Raw genomic sequence first — 21,042 nt, forward strand, 5'->3', positions numbered from 1 at the left:
CGGCGGGGGCCTTTAGCTTCGTTGGGGTGGGCCCCGGCCCCCCGGGGTGGGTTTGTTGTCGAGGGCGGTGCTCACCGCCCTGACCACTCACGACAAGCCACTGCTCGCGGGTGATCGCGTACTCGACTTCGCCGTGCTCGCTGCCCGGGGCGCGCTCGTGCTCCGGGAACTCCTCGAAGTACGTGCGGACGAACGTCATCCCCAGTTTTTCCATGACGCGCCGGGATCGCTTGTTCACCGTCATGGTGAACGCCGTGACGCGCCGGACCCCCAGTTCGGTGAACCCCTTCGCGAGCAGGGCCGCCGAGCCTTCCGTGCCGTAGCCCTTGCCCCAGGCCGCCTGGTGCAGGCGGTAGCCGAGCTCCGGCTCGTCGGCCGGGTCCTGCGGACGCGGGCGGAAGTGGAACCACCCCAGGAAATCGCCGCTGCTCTTCTCGATCGCCGCCCAGAACCCGTAGCCGGGGAAACGCTCGTAGTAACCGAGGAACGCGGGGAGATCCCGTTCGACGATCTCGGTGCGGTCCGCCGGCCGGCCCCCATTCAGGTACTTCATCACGGCGGGGTCGTCGTAGAGCGCGAAGAGCGCGTCGGCGTCGTTCTCGGTGAACCGGCGGAGGATCAGCCGCTCGGTTTCGAGGAATACGTGCATCGGGTGATGCTGTCAGGGACCCCAGTGTGTGGCAACGCGTTTACGCGGCGAGAGCGAACTCCGCGCCGAGTGCGAGGGTGCCGGCCTCGGTGAGCAGCGCGGGCACCCGGTCCCCGCACTTGCCGGGCCGGGCGGGCGCGATCAGGCCGAGCCGGGCGAGCCGGTGCACGGTGGACTGGTCGCAGCAGCTCAGGCCGTCGATGAACAGGTCGGGCTCGCAGCTGCAGCTGATCTCGGCGTGGCCCCCGGCCACGGCTCTCAATGTGGCCCGCTCACGGTGGTTCAGTTCGGTGATCATGGCGGAGCCTCCTTCCCGTCCTGCTCATTAGACCGCCCACCACCGACAGTTTTCGCCTCTCAGCGTGCGAACAGGGGTATTTCGAGGGTTTCACTTAGGGGTGTGTCGCGTCCTTTCCGGGTGATCCCCGGATACCCCTACGTGAGCGGTTCAAGCATCGTCTTGCGCAGGTGGCGGAAAACGATCGACGTGCGGAAGCCGACGATCTCCCGGCGCAGGGCCAGCCGGTCGGTCAGGAAAGCGTGCAGGGCGTCGATGTCCGGCGTGGTGACTTCGATCAGGAAATCGTCACTGCCCGCGGTCACGTACACCGAGTGCACCTCCGGCAGGTCCGCGATCGAACGCTGGAAGGAATCGATCACGGCCCGGCTCAACGGCCGCACCTGCGCCGTGACGAGCGCCCGGACGCCGCGGTTGAGGCTCGCCAGGTCGATGTCGGCGTGGTAGCCGCGGATGACGCCGCGTTCGCGCAGCAGCCGGATGCGCTCGAGGCACGTCGAGGGCGCGATGCCGACCTTCCGGGCGATGTCCCGGTTGGTCTGCCGCGCGTCCTGCTGCAGTTGCCGCACGATCGCCGAATCAAGTTCGTCCAGCACCCGGACCTCCCTGTCGAATCCGAATTTCGTTCGGAGACTTGTCGGTATCGCCGACAATCACTCTAACTTCACTCCACATGACCGCACATGAGCAACTCGTCGCCCGCCGGGGCCGTCGTTCCGGTGTCACGACGATGGTCGCGATCCATTCGACCGTCCTCGGCCCGGCCACCGGCGGCTGCCGCCTGAAGCCGTACGCCACGCTGACCGACGCCGTCGACGACGTGCTGCGCCTGTCGGCCGCGATGACGGCGAAGTGCGCCGTCGCCGGGCTCGCCTTCGGCGGCGGCAAGAGCGTGATCGCCCTGGAACCCGGGCGCCCGCTGTCGCCGGAGGAGCGCCGAGACGTCCTGCTCGACCACGCCGACCTGGTCGCCGAGTTCGGCGGGACCTACCTGGCCGGCCCGGACGTCGGCACCGGCCCGGCCGACATGCTGGTGCTGCGCGAGGTCTCGGCGTTCGCGCTCTGCGCGCCCGAGTCCGCGGGCGGCACCGGCTCCTCCAGCGGCCCGACGGCCCTCGGCGTGCTCGCCGCGCTGCGGGCCGCGGTCGGCTCGCCGGACCTGACCGGCCGCCGGATCGTCATCAGCGGCTACGGCTCGGTCGGCGCCCACCTGGCGGCGAGCCTGCGGGCGGGCGGCGCGGACGTCGTCGTCTCCGACATCGACCCGGCGAAGCGCGCGGACGCCGAAAGCAGCGGGCTGACCTGGGCCGAGCCCGAGAAGGCGCTCACCCTGACGGCCGACGTCGTCGTCCCGGCGGCCGTCGGCGGGGTGCTGAGCCCCGAGACGGTGGCCCGGCTCGACACGCCGGTGGTCGTCGGCCCGGCCAACAACCAGCTCACCGACGACTCCGTGGCCGACGACCTCGCCGCGCGCGGCGTCCTCTGGGTCCCGGACTACGTGGCGAGCGCGGGCGGGGTCGTCTACACGCTCTCGCGCGAAGCCGAAGGCCTGGACCACGAAGCCGCGCTCGCCCGCGTCGAGACGATCGAGCAGACCGTCACGGACCTCCTGGAGGCCGCCAAGGCCCACGCGACCACCCCGCTGGCGGAGGCGGCCGCGCTGGCCGGGCGGCGGCTCACTTCTGGTGCGGCGCCACGTACTCCTTAGCCTCGGGCGCTTCGAACAGCGGCTTGACGTACCGGACGCCGCCCTCGGCGGTGGCGTCCGGGGTCGCCGCGTACACCTGGCGCGTGGCCGGCGTGCCCGGCTTCGAGAAGTCGAGCGCCGCGACCAGGTTGTCCGTGCTCGCCGACGTCGTCTGCTTCAGCGCCGCGGCGATGCCGTCGCGGGTGAGGTCCTTGTTGTCGCAGGCCTTCTTCAGCACCGCGCCCCAGACTTCGCCGACCGCGTAGCCGTAGGGGACGCCGCCGTTGGGCGTCTCCTTGTACGTGGCCTTGTACTTCGCGGCGACGTCCTTCGCCTTGGGCAGGTCGGCCGAGAACGGCACGCTGCTGGCGACGACCGTGAGCTTGTCGAGCGCGCTCGCCGCCGGGCTCTTCAGCAGCTGCGGGTCGAACGTCGGGTTGTTGCCCAGCACCGGCACGTTCAGCCCGAGCGCCTTGTTCGCCGCGACCGCGGACCCGGTCTGCGCGGGCGTGGTGGTCAGCGCGATCACCTTGACCCCGGCGCCCTTGAGCCCGGTGACGACGTTGGTGAGGTCGCTGTCGGTCGAGGTGATCTTGACTTCCTTGACCGTGAGGTTGTGCTTCTTGGCGTAGAACTGCGAGCCGCGCAGGCCGTTCTTGCCGTACTCGCCGTCGATGTACACGTGCCCGATCGTGTCGCCGTCCTTGAGCAGGCCCTGCTCCTGCAGGTACGAGAGGCCGTCGATCATCTCCAGGTCGTAGGTGGTGCCGACGATCATCACGTACGGGTTGTCCAGCAGCTCGGACGACCACGACGCGGGCGCGGCGACGGCCTTGTCGGTGGCCAGGTTCTGCTTCAGCGCGGCGACCACCGGCGAGCCGAGCAGCTGGACGAACCCGAGCACCTTCGGCTCGATCTGCGGGTACAGCGTCTTCGCCGTGTCGGCCTTGTAGCCGTGGTCGACCTCTTCGAGCTTCACCTGGCGGCCGCAGACGCCGCCGGCGGCGTTGAAGTCCTTGGCCCACAGCTCGTTGCCCTGCGTGACGCCGAGGCCGAGGTTCTTGAAGACGCCGGACTTGTCGGTCATCACGCCGAGGGTGACTTCGGAAGCCGTCACTCCCTTGCCGGTCTTGACGCCGGAGCTGTCCGAGCCCGACGAGCCCGCGTCGTTCGCCTTCGTGCTGCACGCCGAGAGCGCGAGGACGGCCGCCAGCGCCGCCGCCAGGTGTGTGCGTTTCATGGTTCCTCCGGGGGTTGACGGCGGGCACGGGTGAGCCGGCGGCCGATCGCGGCGAGCCCGCCCGGCTCGAACAGCACGACGAGGATGATCGCGGCGCCGTAGACGAACGAGCTGACCAGCACGGGGGTCAGCGCGCCGTCGCCGGTGCCGGAGAACCAGCCCAGGTCGGCCGAATACAGGGCGAGCACCTGCGGCAGGCCGTTGACGATGAGCGCGCCGACCAGCGCGCCGGGGACCGAGCCGAGCCCGCCGATGATGACCATCGCGAGGTAGGCGATGGACACGTTGATGCCGTAGGTGCCGAACTCGCTCTCGTCCGGCTTGAGGATGTCGAACCACAGCACGGTCATCGCACCGGCGAGGCCGCCGTAGGCCGAGGAGACGGCGAACGCGCCCGCCTTGGCGCGCAGCACGCTGACGCCCATCACGGCGGCGGCGGCCTCGTTGTCGCGCACGGCCCGCCACGACCGGCCGACCCGCCCGCGGACCGCGCCGCGCGCGATCACGAACGCCAGCACGGTGAGCAGCAGGAACAGGTACCAGGTGCGTTCGGCCTGCCGGATCGGCACGCCGAAGATCGAGAGCTGCGGCCCGTCGTCGGTGAACGGGAAGCCGAACAGGGAGAACGGCGCCGGGGCGCGTCCGGTGGACGTCCCGCCGGTGAGCTCCTCGGCCGACTGTCCGAAGTAGAGCCCCAGGAACACCAGGGCCAGCGACGCGACGCCGAGGTAGATCCCGCGCAGCCGCCCGGCGACCGGCGCGAAGGCCAGGCCCAGCAGCGCGGAGACGACCACCGCGCCGAGCAGCGACAGGCCGGGGTCGAGGCCGAAGCCGACGACGCGGTCGTCGCCGGTGGGCCCGGACAGCACGGTGTACGCGGTGCCCCCGGCGAGCAGGAAGAACGCGTGGGCCAGGGAAAGCTGCCCGGCCTGCCCGACCACCAGCGTCAGCCCGATCGCGCCGACCCCGCCGATCATCATGTACTGCCCGGCCTTCAGCCAGGCCGCGTCGATGTAGAGCGGCAGGGCGAGCAGGACGACCAGCAGGGCGAGCCAGGCGACGGTGCGCACCAGCTTCGCCAGGCTGCGTCCCGGCCGCGGCGGGGTTTCGCCCGCGGGTGGTGCGTCCACTTCGGACACGGCGCTCTCAGACACGCGTTCGCTCCCTCGTGCCGAACAGCCCCGAGGGCCGCACCACCAGGACCACCAGCATCACCAGGAACACCGCGCTCTTCGAGAAGTCGAACGAGACGTACTGCGCGGAGAGCGCTTCCACGATGCCGACGACCAGGCCGCCGACCACCGCGCCCGCCGTCGAGTCGAGCCCGCCGAGGATCGCCGCGGGGAACGCGGCCAGCGCGATCGAGTGCGTCCCGCGGGAAAGCCCGGCGCCGGAGAAGTCCTGCGTCGCGATGAACAGGACAGCGACCCCGGCCAGCAGCCCCGCGACCAGCCACGCCGTCGCGGTGACGCGGGAGCTGCGGATGCCCATCAGCGCGGCGGCTTCGCGGTTCTCCGCCTGGGCCCGCATCGCGACGCCCCAGTTCGAGTACTTGAAGGCCAGCCAGAACGCCGTGATCAGCACCGCGGCGACGCCGAGCGCGACCAGGTGGGTGCGGAAGAGCGTGATCCCGCCGAGCTGGAACGGCTTCGCGTCCCAGGCGTCGCCGAGGAAGGGCAGCGTGACGCCGAGGCGGCGCACGATCTCCTCGGTGACGATCACGTCGACGCCGATGGTGAGCAGCGCCAGGCTGTTCGCGTCGGCGTGCCGGGAGCGCGACAGCAACAGCCGCTCCACCAGCAGGCCGAGCAGCCCGGCCGCGACGATCCCGACCAGCGACGCGCCCAGCCAGCCCAGCGCGTCCCGCGTCACCACGACGAGGTAGCCGCCGAAGAGCACGAGCGAGCCGTGCGCGAAGTTGACCACTTCGGTGGCCTTGAAGATGATGACGAACCCCAGGGCCAGCAGCGCGAACACCGCGCCCTTGCCGAGGCCGTTCACCGTGAGCTGCAGGAAGGTGTTCACGCCGCCTCCGTGCCGAGGTAGGCCTTGATGACGTCCGGATCGGACTGGACCTGCGCGGGGGTGCCGTCGGCGATGCGGCGGCCGAAGTCGAGCACGGTGACGCGGTCGGCGATGCCCATCACCAGGCCCATGTCGTGCTCGACGAGCAGGATCGAGATGCCCAGCTCGGCGCGGATCCCGCTGATCGTGCCGGCCAGTTCCGCGGTCTCCGCCGCGTTCATCCCGGCCGCGGGCTCGTCGAGCAGGAGCAGCACCGGCTCGACGGCCAGCGCGCGGGCCAGGTCGACGCGCTTGACGACGCCGTAGGGGAGCGCGCCCACGGGGGCGTCGACGACCGCGCCGAGGCCGAGGAACGCGCAGATCTCCCGCGCGCGCCCGGCGTGCCGGCGTTCGGCGCGGACCGTCCACGGCAGGTGCAGGCCGGTCTCGAGGAAGCCGCCGCGGGTCAGCGCGTGCCGGCCGAGCATGACGTTGTCCAGCACGGTCGAGCCCGGGGAGAGCGCGGCGTTCTGGAACGACCGGCCGACGCCGAGGCGGGCGAGCTGGTGCGGCGCGAGCCCGGTCAGCTCGGTGTCCCCGAGCCGCACGCGGCCGGCGTTCGCCCGGTAGAGGCCGCTGATCACGTTGAAGCAGCTGGACTTCCCGGCACCGTTCGGGCCGATCAGCGCGTGCAGCGACCCGGGCGCGACGGTGAAGCTCACGTCGTCGAGGGCGCGGATCCCGCCGAAGCGCAGGGACACGCTCTCGACGCGCAGCTCCGGCGGCGTCATCCGGCCCACCTCGACAGCTTCCGGCCGGCGAGCCGCGCGCGGGCGGTTTCCGCCTCGGCGTCGGCGGTCTCCTGCGATTCCGCGTGCCCGCCGAGGTAGAGCCGCTGGACGTCCTGGCTGGCGGCCAGTTCGGCGGCCGTCCCGGCGAGCGCGACCCGGCCGACTTCGAGCACGACGGCGTGCTGGGCGACGTTGAGCGCCATCACGGCGTTCTGCTCGACCAGCACGACCGCGGTGCCCTGCTCGTGGATCTCGCGGACGGTCCGGGCGATCTGCTCGACGACCTTCGGCGCCAGGCCCAGCGACGGCTCGTCGAGCAACAGCAGCTTCGGCGCGGACATCAGCGCGCGGCCGATCGCCAGCATCTGCTGCTCGCCGCCGGACAACAGCCCGGCGCGCTGCTTCGCGCGTTCCTTGAGCACCGGGAACAGCGCGTCGACCCGCTCGCGGGCGGTGGCGCGTTCGGCGGCGGTCCGGGCGCCGATGCCGCCGGCCCGCAGGTTCTCCTCGACGGTCATCCGCGCGAAGACCTGCCGCCCCTCGGGCACGCCGACGACGCCGAGGCGGACGATCCGCGCCGGGTCGAGCTTGCCCAGCGCGTGGCCGTCGTAGCGGATCTCGCCCGTTTCGATCGAGCCCCGGTGCATGCGCAGGGTGCCGGAGACGGCCCGCAGCAGGGTGGACTTCCCGGCGCCGTTGCTGCCGAGGACGGCCAGCACCCCGTCGGCGGAGACATCGAGGTCGACCCCGTGCAGGGCGGCCGTCGACCGGCCGTACCGCACCCGCAGGCCACGCACGGTCAGCACGTACTCACTCCAGGACGCAAGCCGCCTCCTCCGCTCGTGTGACGTGAGTCACGGTCGGTGGCGGTCATCCTGCGGTCGGCGGCGGCTCCCCGATACCCCCACCTGGAGACCCCGACGGCTACGAAACGGACACGGCGGACTCCCGGAGCGCGGCGAGCACCTCGGGCGACGTCGTGCATTCGCCCAGGTGGACGGGCTTGCGGTCGCCGTGGAAGTCACTCGATCCCGTCACGAGCAACCCGAGGTCGGCGGCCACTTCGCGCAGCGCTGACCGGACCTCCGGCGGCTGCTCGGGGTGGTCGGCCTCGATCCCGGCGAGCCCGGCTTCCGCCAGCCGGGCCAGCTGCGTGCCGGAGACCGAAGCGCGGCGCTTCACCGACCGCGGGTGGGCCAGCACGGCCACGCCGCCGGCCGACCGGACCAGGCCGATGGCGTCCACAGTGGACAGGACGTGCTTCGGCACGTCCGCCCGGCCGCCGTCGGCGATCCAGTCGGCCGTGAAGGCGCCGGTGATGCCGGCGGCGGCCAGCGCCGCGGCGATGTGGGGACGCCCGAGCGGCGCGCCCCCGGCGATCTCCCGGACCTGGGCCAGGGTGATCGGCGCCCCCAGCTCGCGGCACCGCTCGACCATGCGCTCGCCGCGGCGCTCGCGGTCGGTGCGGATCAGCTCGAGTTCCGCACCCAGCGCGGCGTGCCCGGGATCGACGAACAGACCCAGCAGGTGCACCTCGGCGTCGTCGAGGCGGCAGGAGATCTCGACGCCCGGGATCACCTCGATCCCGGCGGCCGCGGTGGCCGCCGGAAGGCCCGCGAAGGTGTCGTGGTCGGTGAGGGCGAACACCGTCAGCCCCGCCTCGGCGGCCAGCCGCGGCAGCTCGCCGGGCGGGGTCGTCCCGTCCGAAGCCGTGCTGTGCGTGTGCAGGTCGATCTTCACCCGTCGGAGGATCTCACAGCAGTCCGGCTTCGCTGGCCTTCCCGATCGCCTCGACGCGGTTGCGCGCGCCCAGCTTGTGCAGCGCCGACTGCAGGTACGTCTTGACCGTGTTGCGGGCCAGGCCCGTCGACTCCGCGATCTCCGGGTTCGTCTGCCCCTGCGCGGCCAGCCGCAGGACCTCGTACTCGCGGCGGGTCAGGCCGCTGCGGGCGAGGGCGTCCGAGCGTTGCCCGTCGTCGGGCAGGATCCGCGGGTCGACGACGCGCTCGCCGCGCAGCACCCGGCGCAGCGCCGCGACCAGGTCCGTGCCCGCGACGTCCTTCAGCAGGCAGCCGTGCGCGCCCGAGTCGAGCGCCGCCAGCACGCCCTGGTGGTCGCCGTGCGCGGTGAACACCACGATCCGTGCCGCCGGGTGGACGTGCCGCAGCTCGGCGATCACCTCCGGGGCCAGCATGTCCGGCAGCCGCAGGTCGAGCAGGATGAGGTCGGGCCGCAGCTGCGCGACCCGCTGGATCGCCGCCCGGCCCGACTCCGCCGAGCCCGCCACCCGCAGGCACGGGTCGGAGCGCAGGAGCAGGCTGACGCCGTCGCGGACCACCGGGTGGTCGTCGACGACGAGGACGGTCGCGGGCGTCACGGCCGCACCAGCGGCACCCAGGCGCGCAGGGTGCAGCCGTCGTCCTCGTCGCGGACGAGGCTGACCCGGCCGCCGAGCCGCAGCGCGCGCCCGCTCAAGGTCCGCAGGCCCATGCCGGTGCCCGGGACGTCGGTCGCGCCGGTCCCGTCGTCGGCGACGACCACCTGGACCCCGTCGTCGCTGGGCATCAGGCTGACGATCACCGTCGAGGCCCGGGCGTGCTTCTCGACGTTCAGCAGGCCCTCGCGGACCGCAGCCACCAGGAGCGCGGTCCGTTCGGCGTCCAGCGGCGGCACCGCCGCGAGCTGCACGAACCGCGCCGGGACACCGCAACGCGCCTGGAACGACCGGCAGTGCTCGGCCAGCTCGACCGGCAGCGCCCGCTCCGGGCTCGACTCCGCCAGCGCCAGCAGCGACTCCCGCAGAGCCCCGGCCGCCGCCGAGACGTCGCCTTCGAGCCGGCTCAGCCGCTCCGCCAGGCCGGGGTTGCCGAGCGCGTCGGCGTGCAGGTCGCGCACCTGGACGCCGATGGAGAACAGCAGCGCGCCGACGGAGTCGTGCAGCGCGCTCTGCATCCGCAGGCGCTCGCCCGCCACCGCGGACGCCCGGTCCGTCTCCGCGACCTTCGCCAGGTGCAGCGCGGTGCCGGCCTGGTGCGCGACCTCCTCCATCCGCCGGACGGCGTCGTCGCCGAAGTCGGCGGGCTCGCGCATGGCCGCGTACGCGATGGCGACCGTTTCGCCGCGGGCGACGATCGGGACGGCGAGCATCGCGGCCAGGCCCTCGCCGCGCACCTGGGCGTCGAAGTGGTGGGTGATCGCGGGCGAGCTGACGTAGTCGGTGACGCGCACCGGCCGTCCCAGCGCCAGCACCCGCCCGCCGATGCCCTGGCCCGTCGGCACCTCGAGGTCCTGCAGGGCGTCGGTGCGGTTGCCGGACATCCAGCGGATCACGGCCAGCCCCGGGCCGGTGAGCTCGCCGACGAACCCGGCCTTCGCGCCGACCGTCTCGCGGATCAGGCGCGCGGTCCCGTGCAGCGCGGCGACGCGGTCGAGCGTGCCGAGCAGCTTCTCCCGCTCGCGCAGCAGCTCGCCGAGTACGGCGCTGTGGTCGGCGACGTGCTCCTTTGCCGTCACGCGCCCACGATCGCACACGCGATGTGGTTTCGGACATACCCGGCTGGAGAGGTACCGGCGCGCTCCGTCCACTTGAATGGGGGTGTGGAGATCCTCACCGACGCCGCCACGCTCGCGCTGTACACGACCGACGCGTCCAACTACCGCCACGTGCCGAGCGGGGTGGTGCTGCCGGAAACGGCCGACGACGTCGTCGCCGCGGTCGCCGCCGCCCGCGCGCGCGACCTGCCGGTGATCGCGCGCGGCGGCGGGACGAGCGTCGCCGGGAACGCCTGCGGGCCGGGCCTGGTGATCGACACTTCGCGGCACGTCGGCGGCGTGCTCTCGCTCGACCCCTCGACGCGGCGCGCCCGGGTGCTGCCCGGCACGGTGCTGGACGACCTGCAGGCGGTGGCGGCGCCGCACGGGCTGCGGTTCGGCCCGGACCCGTCGACGCACAGCCGCTGCACGCTCGGCGGGATGATCGGCAACAACGCGTGCGGCTCGCACTCGGTGGCGTGGGGCCGCACGGTCGACGTCGTCCGTTCGCTGGACGTCCTGCTCTACGACGGCACGCGGCTGCGGGTCGGGCCGGACGAGCCGGCCGAGGGCCGGATCTTCGACGAGCTGCGCGCGCTCGTGCGCGACAACCTGGCGTTGCTGCGCAAGGAACTTTCGACGTGGCCGCGGCGGGTGTCCGGCTACGGGCTCGAACACCTGCTGCCGGAGAACGGGTTCGACGTCGCGAAGGCGCTCGTCGGCTCGGAGGGCACCTGCGTCACGGTGCTCGAAGCCGAGGTCGAGCTGGCCGAGCTGCCCGCTCGTCGCGTGCTCGCCGTGCTGGGCTTCCCCTCGGACATCGCGGCGGCCGACGCGGTGCCCGCGATCCTGCCGTGGTCGCCGCTGACCGTCGAGGGCGTCGACGCCGAGCTCGTCGCGATGCTGCCGGGCCGCGCGGGCGAGCTGCCACCGGGCGGGGCCTGGCTGTTCGTGGAGCTGGCCGGGGACGACCCGGCCGAGCGGGCCCGGGCACTGGCGGCGTCGCTCGAACTGACCGGCTTCGCGATCGTCGACGACCCGGCCGCGCAGCGCGGGCTGTGGCGCATCCGCGAGGAGGGTGCGGGGCTGGCGACCCGGCTGGCGGACGGCTCGGAGGCCTGGCCGGGCTGGGAGGACGCGGCCGTCCCGCCCGAGCGGCTCGGCGCGTACCTGCGCGAGTTCAAGGAGCTGATGCGGGCGCACGGGCGGCGCAGCGTCGTCTACGGGCACTACGGCGAAGGTTGCCTGCACCTGCGGCTGGACTTCGACCTGCTGTCCGCTTCGGGCGTCGCCGGCTTCCGGCGGTTCCTGGAGGAGGCCGCGGACCTCGTCGCCTCGCACGGTGGCTCGCTCTCCGGTGAGCACGGCGACGGCCAGGCGCGGTCCGAGCTGCTGTCGCGGATGTACAGCCCCGAGATGATGGCCGTCTTCGGGCGGTTCAAGGCGATCTTCGACCCGGCCGGCCGGATGAACCCCGGCATCCTGGTGGCGCCGCGCGCGGTCGACGCGGACCTGCGCGTGCGGGCCACTTCGAAGTCCTTCGAGGACAGTGTCTTCCTCGGCTACCCGGACGATCGCGGGAGTTTCGGCCAGGCGATGCGGCGCTGCGTCGGCGTGGGGAAGTGCCGCAACACCAGCGGCGGTGGGGTGATGTGCCCCAGCTACCGGGCGACGCGCGAGGAACAGCACTCGACGCGCGGCCGTGCGCACCTGCTCGCCGAGATGATCAACGGCGAGGTGATCACCGACGGCTGGCGCTCCTCGGAAGTCCACGACGCGCTCGACCTGTGCCTGTCCTGCAAGGGGTGCCTGTCCGACTGCCCGGTCGACGTCGACATGGCGACGTACAAGGCGGAGTTCCTGCACCAGCACTACCGGCGCCGGTTGCGCCCGGCGTCGCACTACTCGATGGGCTGGCTCCCGCTGTGGCTGCGGTTCAGCGCGCGGGTGCCCCGCCTGGCCAACGCCGTCGGCCGGTCTTCGGTGGCGCGCCTGGTGAAGCGGATCGGCGGGATCGCGCCGGAACGCGACCTGCCTGCCTTCCCGCCTTCGCCGTTCACGTCTTCGCGGGCGGACCTGCGGCGCCGGGCGTCGGGGGAGCGTCGCGTCGTGCTGTGGCCGGATTCGTTCAACAACTACCTGACGCCGTCGGTGCTCGACGCGGCCCACGAGGTCCTGACCGCCGCGGGCTACGACGTCGTGCTGCCGGACCGCGGAGTCTGTTGTGGACTGACGTGGGTGTCGACGGGCCAGCTCGGCGTCGCCCGCCGCGTCCTGGACCGGACGCTCGCGGTGCTCGCGCCGTACCTCGAAGACGGCTACGAGGTGGCCGGCCTGGAACCGAGCTGCACGGCGCTGTTCCGCGGCGACCTGCCGGCGCTCATGCCGGGCGACGCGCGGGCGTCCCTGCTGGCGTCCCGGACGTTCACGTTCGCGGAACTCCTCGAGCGCGCCCCGGTCCCGTTCGCGAACCTGGACGTCGACGCGATCACCCAGGTGCACTGCCACCAGCACGCGGTCCTGGGCTTCGGCCCCGACGAGTCCGCCCTGGCGGCGGCCGGCGTCCGGAACACGACCCTGGATTCGGGCTGCTGCGGCCTGGCGGGCAACTTCGGCTTCGAGCGCGGCCACTACGAGGTCTCGAAGGCGGTGGCGGAAGACCGCATGCTCCCGGCGATCCGCGAGGCGTCTCCGGACACGCTCGTGGTGTCCGACGGGTTCAGCTGCCGGACCCAGATCGCCCAGGAATCCGGCCGGACGCCGGTGCACCTGGCGGAGCTACTGCGCCGCGCGCTGCCCTGAGCCCCACCAAGCCGTCGCCAGCGCGTCCAGCGTCGGCTCCGGGGGTTCCGGCATGACCTCGAAGTACCAGCTGAAGTTGCTGTACACGTGCAGCAACGCGTACGCGAGGCAGCGGCGCGGGTCGATCTCCCGCCCGTAACCGTCGAGAAGGCGGGCCAGCAGATCACCGTCGCCGCTCGAGATGAACAGGCCTGCCGCCACGAAGTCGTACTCCGCCGCGCCGCGCATCGCCGGTTCCCAGTCGAACAGGCCCGTGATGCGGCCGTCCGGGCCGAGCATCACGTGGTCGCGCATGAACTCCGTGTGCAGCGGCACGACCGGCGGCGTGCCGAGGTCGACCGAGTCGAGGAACGCCGGGATCCGCGCCACCCACGCCTCGTCCAGCTTCGTGCGCCGGTGGTGCTCGACGACCTTCGCGCGTTGCGCCGCCGTGAACTCGGTCCAGCTCGCGGGGCCGAGGTGCGCCAGTCGCGGGTCGTCGACCGCGTGCAGCGTCGCCAGGAGCTCGCCGAGCTCGGGCATCAGGCGACGGCGATCCTCTGTGGACAGTGACGGCCAGGCTTCCTTGAGCGTCCGGCCGGGCAGGCGGCGCATCAGCAGCCAGCCCCAGCCGTCGTGCTCGCCGGCCTTCTCCAGCTCCGGCGCCGGGAGGACGCCGGGCAGCACCTCGAGCATCGTGCGCTCGGTGGCGAGCTCGTCGCGGTGGAGCGGCGGGTACAGCTTGAGGACGAGGTCCTCGCCCACGGCGTACACCGGCAGCGAGCCCTCGGCGAACGGGACGACGTCGCCGCGGCCCAGCAGGTTCGTGACCGCCGGGAGCAGGCTTTCGCGGGTGAGCGCGGCGAACTCGGCCTCGGTCGCCGCGGGCGGGAACGTCATGATCCGACCGTAGAGCCGCTGTCCAACGGTTACTCGGTGCGCTCCAGCAGCGTCCGGGTCGCCGACAGCACGAGCCGGCAGATGTGCTCCGGGTCGGCGCTCGCGAGCGGTTCCTTGCCGGTGATCTCGCGGACCAGCCCGATGCCCAGCAGCCAGGCGAGCGCGAGGTCGGCGCGCAGTTCGGCGTCGGGGGCGTCGGTCAGCGTGGCGAGGGTCCGGGCGTATTCCCGGCCGAGCTCCTGCCGGATCGCGGCGGCGGCGCTGTCGTTGCCCGACGACCGCAGGTACGTCTGCAGGCTGCGGTTGCGGTCCGACACCTCGGGATCGAGCATGCTGCGCAGCGAGGTGCTGAAGAGCTGCTCGGGCGGGGTGGTCGCGATCTGCTCGCGCCCGGACCGGGCGATGACCTCCTCGAACAGGGCGTCCTTGGTGCCGAAGTAGCGGAAGAGCAGCGACTGGTTGACCCCGGCCAGCCCGGCGATGTCCCGCACGGTGGTCCGGTCGAAACCCCGCTCGGCGAACAGCGTCGCGGCGGCGTCGAGCAACGCCCGCCGCGTCGCGGCCGCGTCCCGCTTCCGGCCGGGCTGTTCCGTCATCGGAGCAGGTTAACCCGGCAAACGGGACGCGGCCGGACGGCTAGGCCCCGGCGAGGCGGATCGCGGCGGCCGGGCAGGTCAGCTCGGCCTGCCGGACGGCGTCCTCTTCGCCCGCCGCGGGCTCGTCGGCGAGCAGGACGACCGTGCCGAGGTCCTCGTCCTGGTCGAACGTGCCCGGCGCGAGCAGCACACACTGCCCGGACGCCACGCAGGCGCCGGTGTCGGCGGTGATCTTCACGGGGCTCACCACGTCACCGGGACGGCGTCGACCCCGCCGGCGACGCGGTTGACGCGCACCGGGATCTCGTCGATCGCGGCCGCCAGCCGCAGGCCGGGGAAGCGGCGGAACAGCTTCGGGAACACCGTCCGCAGCTCGGTGCGGGCGAGGTTGGCGCCGATGCAGACGTGCGCGCCGGTGCCGAAGGCGAGGTGGACGTTCGGCGTGCGGCCCGGGTCGAACTCGTCGGGGTCCGCGAACACCGACGCGTCCCGGTTGGCCGCGTCGCTGGAGACGAGCACCGCGTCGCCGCGCATGATCCGCGTACCGCCGATTTCGACGTCTTCGTGGGCGTAGCGCAGCAGGCCGGTGCCGCTGGTCGCGGTCAGCCGCAGGATCTCCTCGACGGTCGCCTGCACCTCGCCCTCGGGGTCGGCGGCGAAGCGGTCGCGACGTGCGGTGTCGGTGAGCAGGAACAGCGTGCCCATGGCGATGCGCGTCGACGTCGTCTCGTGGCCGGCGAACAGCAGGCCGGTCGCCATCCGCGCGAGGTCGTCGTCGGTGAAGGTCGGATCCCCGGCCTGGTAGGCGACCAGGTCGGAGATGACGTCCTCCTGCGGCTCCGCGCGCTTCGCGTCGGCGAGCTTCGCCATGTAGGCCTTGAACTCGGTCATCGCGGCCTGCGCGTCTTCGCCGCCGTCCATCATCGCGATCCGCTCGGACAGGCCGCGGAAGTGCTCGCGGTCGGCGTACGGCACGCCGAGCAGCTCGCAGATCACCAGCACCGGCAAGGGGAACGCGAGGAAGTCGGTCAGGTCGACCGGCTCACCCGGGTCGGCGTCGTGCGCGGCCTCCAGGTCGTCGAGGCAGCGGTCGGTCAGCTCGGCGATGTGGTCGCCGAGGGCGCGCATGCGGGGCGCGGAGAACGCGGGCGCGAGCATCCGCCGCATGCGCTTGTGCTCCGCTTCTTCGGTCTCGAAGTCGCCGCTCGGACCGTCCTGGATCGCGGCGTTGGAGATCCGCGAAGCCTGCTCCGGCGCCGGGTGCGAACGGCCGAACCGCTTGTCGCGGAAGACTTCCTTGGCCTCTTCGTACGACGTCACCAGCCACGCCGGGTCGCCGGCCGGGGTGAGCACCCGGCTGACCGGGGCCCGGCGGCGCAGGGTTTCGTAGTCGGGCGCGATCGCGAGCGCGTTCGCCCGGGCGAAGGGGAGGCGAGGCGTCTCTTCGGTGGTGGTCATGCGTCTCTCCTCAGTTCGGTTTCGAGGTCGGCGAGCCAGCGCAGTTCGGCGTCGAACTTGCCGAGGACGTGCCGCAGCGCGGCGCGGCCCCACGGATCGGCCTGGCCGGTGGCGAGCCCGGTGAGCCGGGCGTGCTCGGCGGTCAGCGCCTGTTTTCGCACGTCGAGCACGCGCGCGCGTTCGTCCGGGCGCAGCCGGCTGAAGCTGCCGACGCGCGCCAGGAACTCCTCCTGGCTCAGGGCCAGTTCGGCCGGGAAGTCGGCGAGCATGTCGTGCAGCAGCTCCCGCCCGACGTCGGTGATCGTGTAGACGTGCCGCGGCGGTTTGGCCTCCTGTTCCTCCGCGCTGCGGCTCACCGCACCGGCGTCGACGAAGCGCCGCAGGGTCGGGTAGAGCGAGTTGTTGGACAAGGTGTGCCCGGTCGAGGCTTCGACGGCCTTGCGCAGCTCGTAGCCGTGCATCGGCTCGCGGTCCAGCCTCGACAGCAAGAGGATCTCGATCCACACCTAGGTCACCGTAACCTAGTGTTCGGTGACTGGGCAATGGCGGATCGTGACAGGTGGGAAGAAACTGTGTAGCGTTGTAAGCAGCTGCTTACAACCGAGCACGGGGGTTCTCGCATGACCGTCACCCACACCGAGCCGCTCTCGTACCCCTTCAACGAGGAGGCGGGGCTCGACCTCAACGAGGCCTACGCGGCCGCCCGCGAGGGAGCGGGCATGGTCCGGGTCAAGATGACCTACGGGGAGCCGGCGTGGCTGGCCACCCGCTACGCGGACGCCCGGCTGGTGCTCGGCGACCGCCGGTTTTCGCGGGCGATGGAGAAGGAGAAGGACGCGCCGCGGCGGTCGCCCGTGCAGCGGGAGGGCGGGATCCTGCAGATGGACCCGCCGGACCACACGCGGCTGCGGACGCTGGTCGCGAAGGCGTTCACCATGCGCCGCGTCGAACTGCTGCGCCCGCGCGTCGCCTCGCTGGCGTCGGAGCTGATCGCGGACCTGAAGGCCGCCGGCCCGCCCGCGGACCTCGTCGACCGCTACGCGCTGCCCATCCCGGTCGCTGTGATCTGCGAGCTGCTCGGCGTCCCGGTCGGCGACCGGCCGAAGTTCCGCGTCTGGAGCGACGCGGCGCTGTCCACCAGCGGCCTGACGCCCGAGGAGTTCGAGCGCAACCGCGAAGAACTGCGCGACTACATGCGCGGCCTGATCGCGGAACACCGCGATCAGCCCCAGGACGACTTGATGACGGCGCTGATCGAGGCCCGCGACACCCGCGACCGGCTGACCGAGCGGGAGCTGGTCGACCTGTGCGTCGGCATCCTCGTCGCCGGGCACGAGACCACCGCGAGCCAGATCCCCAACTTCGTCTACGCGCTGCTGGACCAGCCCGGGCAGTGGCAGCGGCTCGTCGCCGACCCGGACCTGATCCCGGCCGCGGTCGAGGAGCTGCTGCGGTTCGTGCCGCTGGGCGCGGGCGCCGGCTTCGCGCGCTACGCCACCGAAGACGTCGAAGTCGGTGACGTGCTCGTGCGGGCCGGTGAGCCGGTGCTGGTCGCGGTCGGCGCGGCCAACCGCGACCGGCTGCAGTTCGACGACGCCGACCAGTTGCGGTTCGACCGCGAGGACAACCACCACCTCGGCTTCGGCCACGGCGTCCACCACTGCCTGGGCGCACCGCTGGCCCGGCTCGAACTGCAGGAGGCGTTGCGCGCGCTCGTCACCGAGATGCCGGGGATCCACCTGGCCGGCGATATCGTGTGGAAGACGCAGATGCTCGTCCGCGGACCGCGGTCGATGCCGATCGGATGGTGACCATGAGCTGGCACGTGGAAGTCGACGAACACACCTGCATCGGCTCGGGGATGTGCGCCGCGCTGATGCCCGAGGTGTTCGTGCTCGAGGGCGCGGTCGCGCAGACGGCGGTCTCCGACCTCGACGCCGACGAGACCGTGCTCGACGCGGCCGACTCCTGCCCGGCGATGGCGATCACGGTGACCGACGGCGGCCGCGAGATCGGCCCGCGTCCCTAGGGCTCGAACCGGCCGCGTTCGGTGACCACGGCCGTGACGAGCTCGAACGGCGTGACGTCGAAGGCGGGGTTGAAGACCTTCGCGCCCGGCGGCGTGATCGGCACCCCGGCGTACTCGGTGAGCTCGCGGGCGTCGCGTTCCTCGATGGCGATCCCCGCGCCGTCCGCGAGCCTCCGGTCCACTGTGGACGACGGGGCGACGACCACGAACGGCACACCGTGGTGCCGGGCCGCGATGGCCAGGCCGTAGGTGCCGATCTTGTTGGCGACGTCGCCGTTCGCGGCGATCCGGTCGGCGCCGACGAGCACGCAGTCGACCAGCCCGCGCGCCATCGCGGCGGCGGCCGCGCCGTCCGGCTGGACCCGGTAGGGGACGTCGGCCTCGGCCAGCTCCCAGGCCGTCAGCCGGGCGCCCTGCAGCAGCGGCCGGGTCTCGTCGACGAGGACTTCTTCGACGAGCCCCCGCTCGTGCAGGTGCCAGACGACGCCGAGCGCGCTGCCCCAGCCGACGGTGGCGAGGCGCCCGGCGTTGCAGTGGCTCAGCAGCCGGAGCGGCCGGCGCGGGCACTCGGCGAGCACGATCTCCGCCGCGTGGCCCGAGGCGGTCTTGTTGAGCTCTTCGTCCTCGGCGAGCAGCTCCAGGGCTTCGGCGAGCACGGCGTCCGGACCCTGGTCCAGCTTCTTCAGCGCACGCTCGACACCCCACGCGAGGTTGACGGCGGTGGGGCGCGCGTTCGCGATGCGTTCGGCGTCGGCGTGCACGTCCGTGCCGTCGTAGGCGGCGAGCACGACCCCGAGCGCGCCGGCGGCGCCGAGCGCGGGCGCCCCGCGCACGGCCAGCCGCTGGACGGCGCCGACCAGCTCGTCCACCGTCCGCAGCGCGAGCAGCCGGACCTCGCCCGGCAGCGCGGTCTGGTCGATGATGACGACGGCGCCGCCGCTCCAGTCGATGGTCCTGCGCACGTGCCCTCCCGGGTCCGGCCATGATGCGGTGGTGACCATTGAACGGCAGAACCCGCCCGGGTTGCACACCCCGCCGGGCTACCACCACGTGACGGTGGCCTCTTCGCCCCGCACGGTCTACCTCGCGGGCCAGTGCCCGCTCGGCTCCGACGGCGTCGTCGTGGCCGGCGACGTGCTCGCGCAGACCGACCGGGTGGTGGCCAACACCGCCGCGGCGCTGGCCTTCGCGGGCGCCTCGCCGTCCGATGTGGTGCGGACGGTGATCTACGTGGTGACGGACTCCCGCGAGACGCTCTCGGCGGTCTGGGACCGGCTGACGACGTCGGCGATCGGGGCGGCGTTCACCTCGGCGAGCACGCTGCTGGGCGTCGCCCGGCTCGGCTACCCGGGCCAGCTGGTGGAGCTGGACGTGACCGCCGCGCCGGACGGGCCCGCTACAACCCCGCCATCAGATCCGTCTCCGTGATCCCCGGGCCCTGCCCCGCGCGGATGAACCACTCGGTGCCGAACGCGAACGCGAAGGCGTCGTCCGGCATCGCGAGCATGAACATGTCCTCGCTGATCTGACTGGGGTGGGCGCGCATCGCCGCACGCTTCAGCCCGACGTACTTCGACACGTCGACCGCCGCCGTGATCTCCGCCTCCGGCTTGCCGAACTCCACGTTCTCCGGCGGCTTCGGCGCGGCCTCCGGCGGCATCAGGCCCTGCTCCACCGCCGATTCGAAGCCGCGTTGCATGAACTCGCGGTTGAACGTGGCCTGGAAGACGCGCGCGGTGCCGGCCAGCTCGGCCGCGCGGACGCCGACGCGGTGGACCTGGATGTGGTCCGGGTGGCCGTAGTCGCCGTTGTCGTCGTAGACGGTGAGCACGTCCGCCGCCTCTTCGCGCAGGATCTCCGCCAGCTGCCCGGCCGCCTTCTCGACGTCGGCCTGCCAGAAGGCGGTGGGTTCGTCGTTCGTCGGCTCGCCCATCATCCCGGAGTCGCGGTAGCCCAGGAACTCGACGCGCGCGACGCCGAGGATCTCCGCGGCCGCGTGCGACTCCCGCACGCGCCGCTCCCACAGTTGTTCGCCCTCGGCGAGGAAGCCCTCGGGGACCTCGCCGACTTCGCCCTTGGTGGCGACGACGAGCACGACGCGGTGCCCCTCGGCGACGGCCTTGGCCATCACCCCGGCGGTGCGCAGGCATTCGTCGTCCGGGTGGGCGTGGAAGGTGACCAGTGTTGCCATGTCCGCCAAGCTACCGAACGGCACCGACAAAAACCGCCCGCCAGGATGCGCAGCGGCGTGGTCGGGCGCCCCCGGCTAGGCCTGCTCCTTCGGGCACCACCAGGTCGACCGGCCGCCGACGGTGCCGTGGGTCATTCCGGTGCCGCAGCGGGGGCAGTGGTCGCCGGCCCGGCGGTGGCCGATGATCTCCCCGGTGTGCACGCCGCCGCGGCGGATCGCGGCGCGCAACGCCTTCCGGAGTGCCTTGTGGAGGTTCGTGAGGTCGTCTTCGCCCAGCTCGTTCACCGGCCGGGCCGGGTGCACCGCCGCCTGCCAGAGCGTTTCGTCCGCCAGCAGGTTCCCGATCCCGGCCAGCACGGACTGGTCGAGCAGCCGCGCCTTGACCGGTGCCCGGCCGCGGCCGACGCGCTCGCGGAACTCCCCGCGCGACACCTCGCCGGCGTCCGGGCCGAGCGCGTCGAGATCGGGGTCGAGCCGCACCCGGCCGAGCCGGCGGGTGTCGAACAGCCACAGCTGTTCGCCGTCGGCGAAAGTGATCCCGAACCGGAACCACTCGGGCTTCTCTTCGCGGCCGCGAAACCGCTTCGGCCCGGGTGGCCCGCTCTCGCCGCCGAACCGCAGCTGCCCGGCCATCCCGAGGTGGATGCCGAGGTTCGGCCCGGGCCGCCCGCCGCGGCTTTCCGTTTCGCACCAAAGGGTCTTGCCTCGCCGGTGCGCCGCGGTGAGCCGCCCGCCCGCCAGCGCGGCGGCGATGTCCCCGGGCGCGTGCGGCCGGCACACCCAGTCGTCGTGGTCGTCGACGTCCCGGATCTTCCGGCCGAGCGCACCGGCGAGGACTTGGCGGGCGAGTTCCACTTCGGGCAGTTCGGGCACCCGGCCAGTCTGCC

General features: G+C 72.7%; 24 protein-coding genes. 5 read left to right on the forward strand and 19 right to left on the reverse strand.

What is annotated here, in order from left to right; all coding sequences use genetic code 11:
• From ACWEN0_RS42800 to ACWEN0_RS42810, 3 genes are all read right to left on the reverse strand, one after another.
• Window positions 1–649 (reverse strand): GNAT family N-acetyltransferase (locus ACWEN0_RS42800; RefSeq protein WP_451986566.1); only part of this gene is annotated, 649 nt, incomplete at its 3' end.
• Window positions 650–689: 40 nt separating this feature from the next.
• Window positions 690–947, reverse strand: a complete 258-nt coding sequence (locus tag ACWEN0_RS42805; protein ID WP_451986568.1) for a hypothetical protein — start codon at window positions 945–947, stop codon at window positions 690–692.
• A gap of 137 nt (window positions 948–1,084) precedes the next feature.
• Entirely contained in the window at window positions 1,085–1,540 is a 456-nt protein-coding gene (locus tag ACWEN0_RS42810) for an Lrp/AsnC family transcriptional regulator (RefSeq protein ID WP_451986736.1), read from the reverse strand.
• A gap of 80 nt (window positions 1,541–1,620) precedes the next feature.
• On the opposite strand from ACWEN0_RS42810, the gene ACWEN0_RS42815 reads away from it, so the two are divergent.
• Entirely contained in the window at window positions 1,621–2,655 is a 1,035-nt protein-coding gene (locus ACWEN0_RS42815; RefSeq protein WP_451986570.1) for a Glu/Leu/Phe/Val dehydrogenase dimerization domain-containing protein, read from the forward strand.
• Here the strand turns inward: ACWEN0_RS42815 and ACWEN0_RS42820 are convergent.
• The 8 genes from ACWEN0_RS42820 to ACWEN0_RS42855 form a co-directional block, all read right to left on the reverse strand.
• The gene (locus tag ACWEN0_RS42820; protein ID WP_451986572.1) at window positions 2,624–3,874 is read right to left on the reverse strand and encodes an ABC transporter substrate-binding protein; all 1,251 of its coding nucleotides are present in this window, start codon (window positions 3,872–3,874) and stop codon (window positions 2,624–2,626) included. The genes ACWEN0_RS42815 and ACWEN0_RS42820 overlap by 32 nt on opposite strands.
• Window positions 3,871–4,956 (reverse strand): branched-chain amino acid ABC transporter permease, encoded by a 1,086-nt coding sequence (locus ACWEN0_RS42825; RefSeq protein ID WP_451986738.1) that lies wholly within the window; start codon window positions 4,954–4,956, stop codon window positions 3,871–3,873. The genes ACWEN0_RS42820 and ACWEN0_RS42825 overlap by 4 nt, the downstream gene beginning before the upstream one ends.
• 64 nt (window positions 4,957–5,020) lie before the next feature.
• On the reverse strand, window positions 5,021–5,899 hold the full coding sequence (locus ACWEN0_RS42830) for a branched-chain amino acid ABC transporter permease (RefSeq protein ID WP_451986574.1): 879 nt from the start codon (window positions 5,897–5,899) through the stop codon (window positions 5,021–5,023).
• A complete protein-coding gene (locus ACWEN0_RS42835) occupies window positions 5,896–6,669 on the reverse strand; it encodes an ABC transporter ATP-binding protein (protein WP_451986576.1) in 774 nt (257 codons plus the stop codon). The genes ACWEN0_RS42830 and ACWEN0_RS42835 overlap by 4 nt, the downstream gene beginning before the upstream one ends.
• Window positions 6,666–7,475, reverse strand: a complete 810-nt coding sequence (locus ACWEN0_RS42840) for an ABC transporter ATP-binding protein (protein WP_451986578.1) — start codon at window positions 7,473–7,475, stop codon at window positions 6,666–6,668. The genes ACWEN0_RS42835 and ACWEN0_RS42840 overlap by 4 nt, the downstream gene beginning before the upstream one ends.
• Window positions 7,476–7,593: 118 nt before the next feature.
• Window positions 7,594–8,409, reverse strand: coding sequence for a PHP domain-containing protein (locus ACWEN0_RS42845; RefSeq protein WP_451986580.1), 816 nt, complete (start codon window positions 8,407–8,409; stop codon window positions 7,594–7,596).
• A gap of 13 nt (window positions 8,410–8,422) precedes the next feature.
• On the reverse strand, window positions 8,423–9,046 hold the full coding sequence (locus tag ACWEN0_RS42850; protein WP_451986582.1) for a response regulator: 624 nt from the start codon (window positions 9,044–9,046) through the stop codon (window positions 8,423–8,425).
• Complete coding sequence (locus ACWEN0_RS42855) at window positions 9,043–10,182, reverse strand: GAF domain-containing protein (protein ID WP_451986584.1); 1,140 nt, start codon at window positions 10,180–10,182, stop codon at window positions 9,043–9,045. The genes ACWEN0_RS42850 and ACWEN0_RS42855 overlap by 4 nt, the downstream gene beginning before the upstream one ends.
• An 84-nt stretch (window positions 10,183–10,266) precedes the next feature.
• Here ACWEN0_RS42855 and ACWEN0_RS42860 point away from each other — a divergent pair, with 84 nt between their 5' ends.
• Window positions 10,267–13,002, forward strand: coding sequence for an FAD-binding and (Fe-S)-binding domain-containing protein (locus ACWEN0_RS42860; protein WP_451986586.1), 2,736 nt, complete (start codon window positions 10,267–10,269; stop codon window positions 13,000–13,002).
• Here ACWEN0_RS42860 and ACWEN0_RS42865 read toward each other — a convergent pair.
• Genes ACWEN0_RS42865 through ACWEN0_RS42885 form a run of 5 tightly spaced genes read right to left on the reverse strand, consistent with a single transcriptional unit; the run spans window position 12,979 to window position 16,441 of the window.
• Window positions 12,979–13,881 carry a phosphotransferase family protein gene (locus tag ACWEN0_RS42865; RefSeq protein WP_451986588.1) on the reverse strand — a complete coding sequence of 301 codons (903 nt, stop codon included), beginning with the start codon at window positions 13,879–13,881 and terminating at the stop codon, window positions 12,979–12,981. The two genes, ACWEN0_RS42860 and ACWEN0_RS42865, sit on opposite strands and share 24 nt — an antisense overlap.
• Window positions 13,882–13,910: 29 nt before the next feature.
• Window positions 13,911–14,477 carry a TetR/AcrR family transcriptional regulator gene (locus tag ACWEN0_RS42870; RefSeq protein ID WP_451986590.1) on the reverse strand — a complete coding sequence of 189 codons (567 nt, stop codon included), beginning with the start codon at window positions 14,475–14,477 and terminating at the stop codon, window positions 13,911–13,913.
• 40 nt (window positions 14,478–14,517) lie between these two features.
• On the reverse strand, window positions 14,518–14,715 hold the full coding sequence (locus tag ACWEN0_RS42875; RefSeq protein WP_451986592.1) for a ferredoxin: 198 nt from the start codon (window positions 14,713–14,715) through the stop codon (window positions 14,518–14,520).
• Window positions 14,716–14,720: 5 nt separating this feature from the next.
• Window positions 14,721–15,935, reverse strand: coding sequence for a cytochrome P450 (locus tag ACWEN0_RS42880; protein WP_451986594.1), 1,215 nt, complete (start codon window positions 15,933–15,935; stop codon window positions 14,721–14,723).
• Window positions 15,932–16,441, reverse strand: coding sequence for a PadR family transcriptional regulator (locus ACWEN0_RS42885; RefSeq protein ID WP_451986596.1), 510 nt, complete (start codon window positions 16,439–16,441; stop codon window positions 15,932–15,934). The genes ACWEN0_RS42880 and ACWEN0_RS42885 overlap by 4 nt, the downstream gene beginning before the upstream one ends.
• Window positions 16,442–16,555: 114 nt before the next feature.
• On the opposite strand from ACWEN0_RS42885, the gene ACWEN0_RS42890 reads away from it, so the two are divergent.
• Both ACWEN0_RS42890 and ACWEN0_RS42895 read left to right on the forward strand, forming a co-directional pair.
• Complete coding sequence (locus ACWEN0_RS42890) at window positions 16,556–17,746, forward strand: cytochrome P450 (protein WP_451986598.1); 1,191 nt, start codon at window positions 16,556–16,558, stop codon at window positions 17,744–17,746.
• 2 nt (window positions 17,747–17,748) lie between these two features.
• On the forward strand, window positions 17,749–17,964 hold the full coding sequence (locus tag ACWEN0_RS42895; protein WP_451986600.1) for a ferredoxin: 216 nt from the start codon (window positions 17,749–17,751) through the stop codon (window positions 17,962–17,964).
• Here ACWEN0_RS42895 and mtnA read toward each other — a convergent pair.
• Complete coding sequence (mtnA, locus tag ACWEN0_RS42900; RefSeq protein WP_451986602.1) at window positions 17,961–18,926, reverse strand: S-methyl-5-thioribose-1-phosphate isomerase; 966 nt, start codon at window positions 18,924–18,926, stop codon at window positions 17,961–17,963. The two genes, ACWEN0_RS42895 and mtnA, sit on opposite strands and share 4 nt — an antisense overlap.
• 31 nt (window positions 18,927–18,957) lie before the next feature.
• Here mtnA and ACWEN0_RS42905 point away from each other — a divergent pair, with 31 nt between their 5' ends.
• A complete protein-coding gene (locus ACWEN0_RS42905; protein WP_451986604.1) occupies window positions 18,958–19,392 on the forward strand; it encodes a RidA family protein in 435 nt (144 codons plus the stop codon).
• On the opposite strand, the gene ACWEN0_RS42910 is transcribed toward ACWEN0_RS42905, so the two are convergent.
• Both ACWEN0_RS42910 and ACWEN0_RS42915 read right to left on the reverse strand, forming a co-directional pair.
• Window positions 19,361–20,155: a PIG-L family deacetylase gene (locus tag ACWEN0_RS42910; protein ID WP_451986606.1), complete on the reverse strand. Its 795-nt coding sequence runs from the start codon at window positions 20,153–20,155 to the stop codon at window positions 19,361–19,363. The genes ACWEN0_RS42905 and ACWEN0_RS42910 overlap by 32 nt on opposite strands.
• 75 nt (window positions 20,156–20,230) lie before the next feature.
• The gene (locus tag ACWEN0_RS42915; RefSeq protein ID WP_451986608.1) at window positions 20,231–21,028 is read right to left on the reverse strand and encodes an Fpg/Nei family DNA glycosylase; all 798 of its coding nucleotides are present in this window, start codon (window positions 21,026–21,028) and stop codon (window positions 20,231–20,233) included.
• Window positions 21,029–21,042 lie beyond the last annotated feature (14 nt).

The organism is Amycolatopsis sp. NPDC004378 (assembly GCF_053602455.1).

Bases quoted from the DNA above. Each gene is read 5' to 3' on its own strand.
- ACWEN0_RS42805 (WP_451986568.1), bottom strand. From the start codon at position 947: ATGATCACCGAACTGAACCACCGTGAGCGGGCCACATTGAGAGCCGTG.
- ACWEN0_RS42865 (WP_451986588.1), bottom strand. From the start codon at position 13,881: ATGACGTTCCCGCCCGCGGCGACCGAGGCCGAGTTCGCCGCGCTCACC.
- ACWEN0_RS42815 (WP_451986570.1), top strand. From the start codon at position 1,621: ATGACCGCACATGAGCAACTCGTCGCCCGCCGGGGCCGTCGTTCCGGT.
- ACWEN0_RS42820 (WP_451986572.1), bottom strand. From the start codon at position 3,874: ATGAAACGCACACACCTGGCGGCGGCGCTGGCGGCCGTCCTCGCGCTC.
- ACWEN0_RS42895 (WP_451986600.1), top strand. From the start codon at position 17,749: ATGAGCTGGCACGTGGAAGTCGACGAACACACCTGCATCGGCTCGGGG.
- ACWEN0_RS42890 (WP_451986598.1), top strand. From the start codon at position 16,556: ATGACCGTCACCCACACCGAGCCGCTCTCGTACCCCTTCAACGAGGAG.
- ACWEN0_RS42910 (WP_451986606.1), bottom strand. From the start codon at position 20,155: ATGGCAACACTGGTCACCTTCCACGCCCACCCGGACGACGAATGCCTG.
- ACWEN0_RS42835 (WP_451986576.1), bottom strand. From the start codon at position 6,669: ATGACGCCGCCGGAGCTGCGCGTCGAGAGCGTGTCCCTGCGCTTCGGC.
- ACWEN0_RS42880 (WP_451986594.1), bottom strand. From the start codon at position 15,935: ATGACCACCACCGAAGAGACGCCTCGCCTCCCCTTCGCCCGGGCGAAC.
- ACWEN0_RS42870 (WP_451986590.1), bottom strand. From the start codon at position 14,477: ATGACGGAACAGCCCGGCCGGAAGCGGGACGCGGCCGCGACGCGGCGG.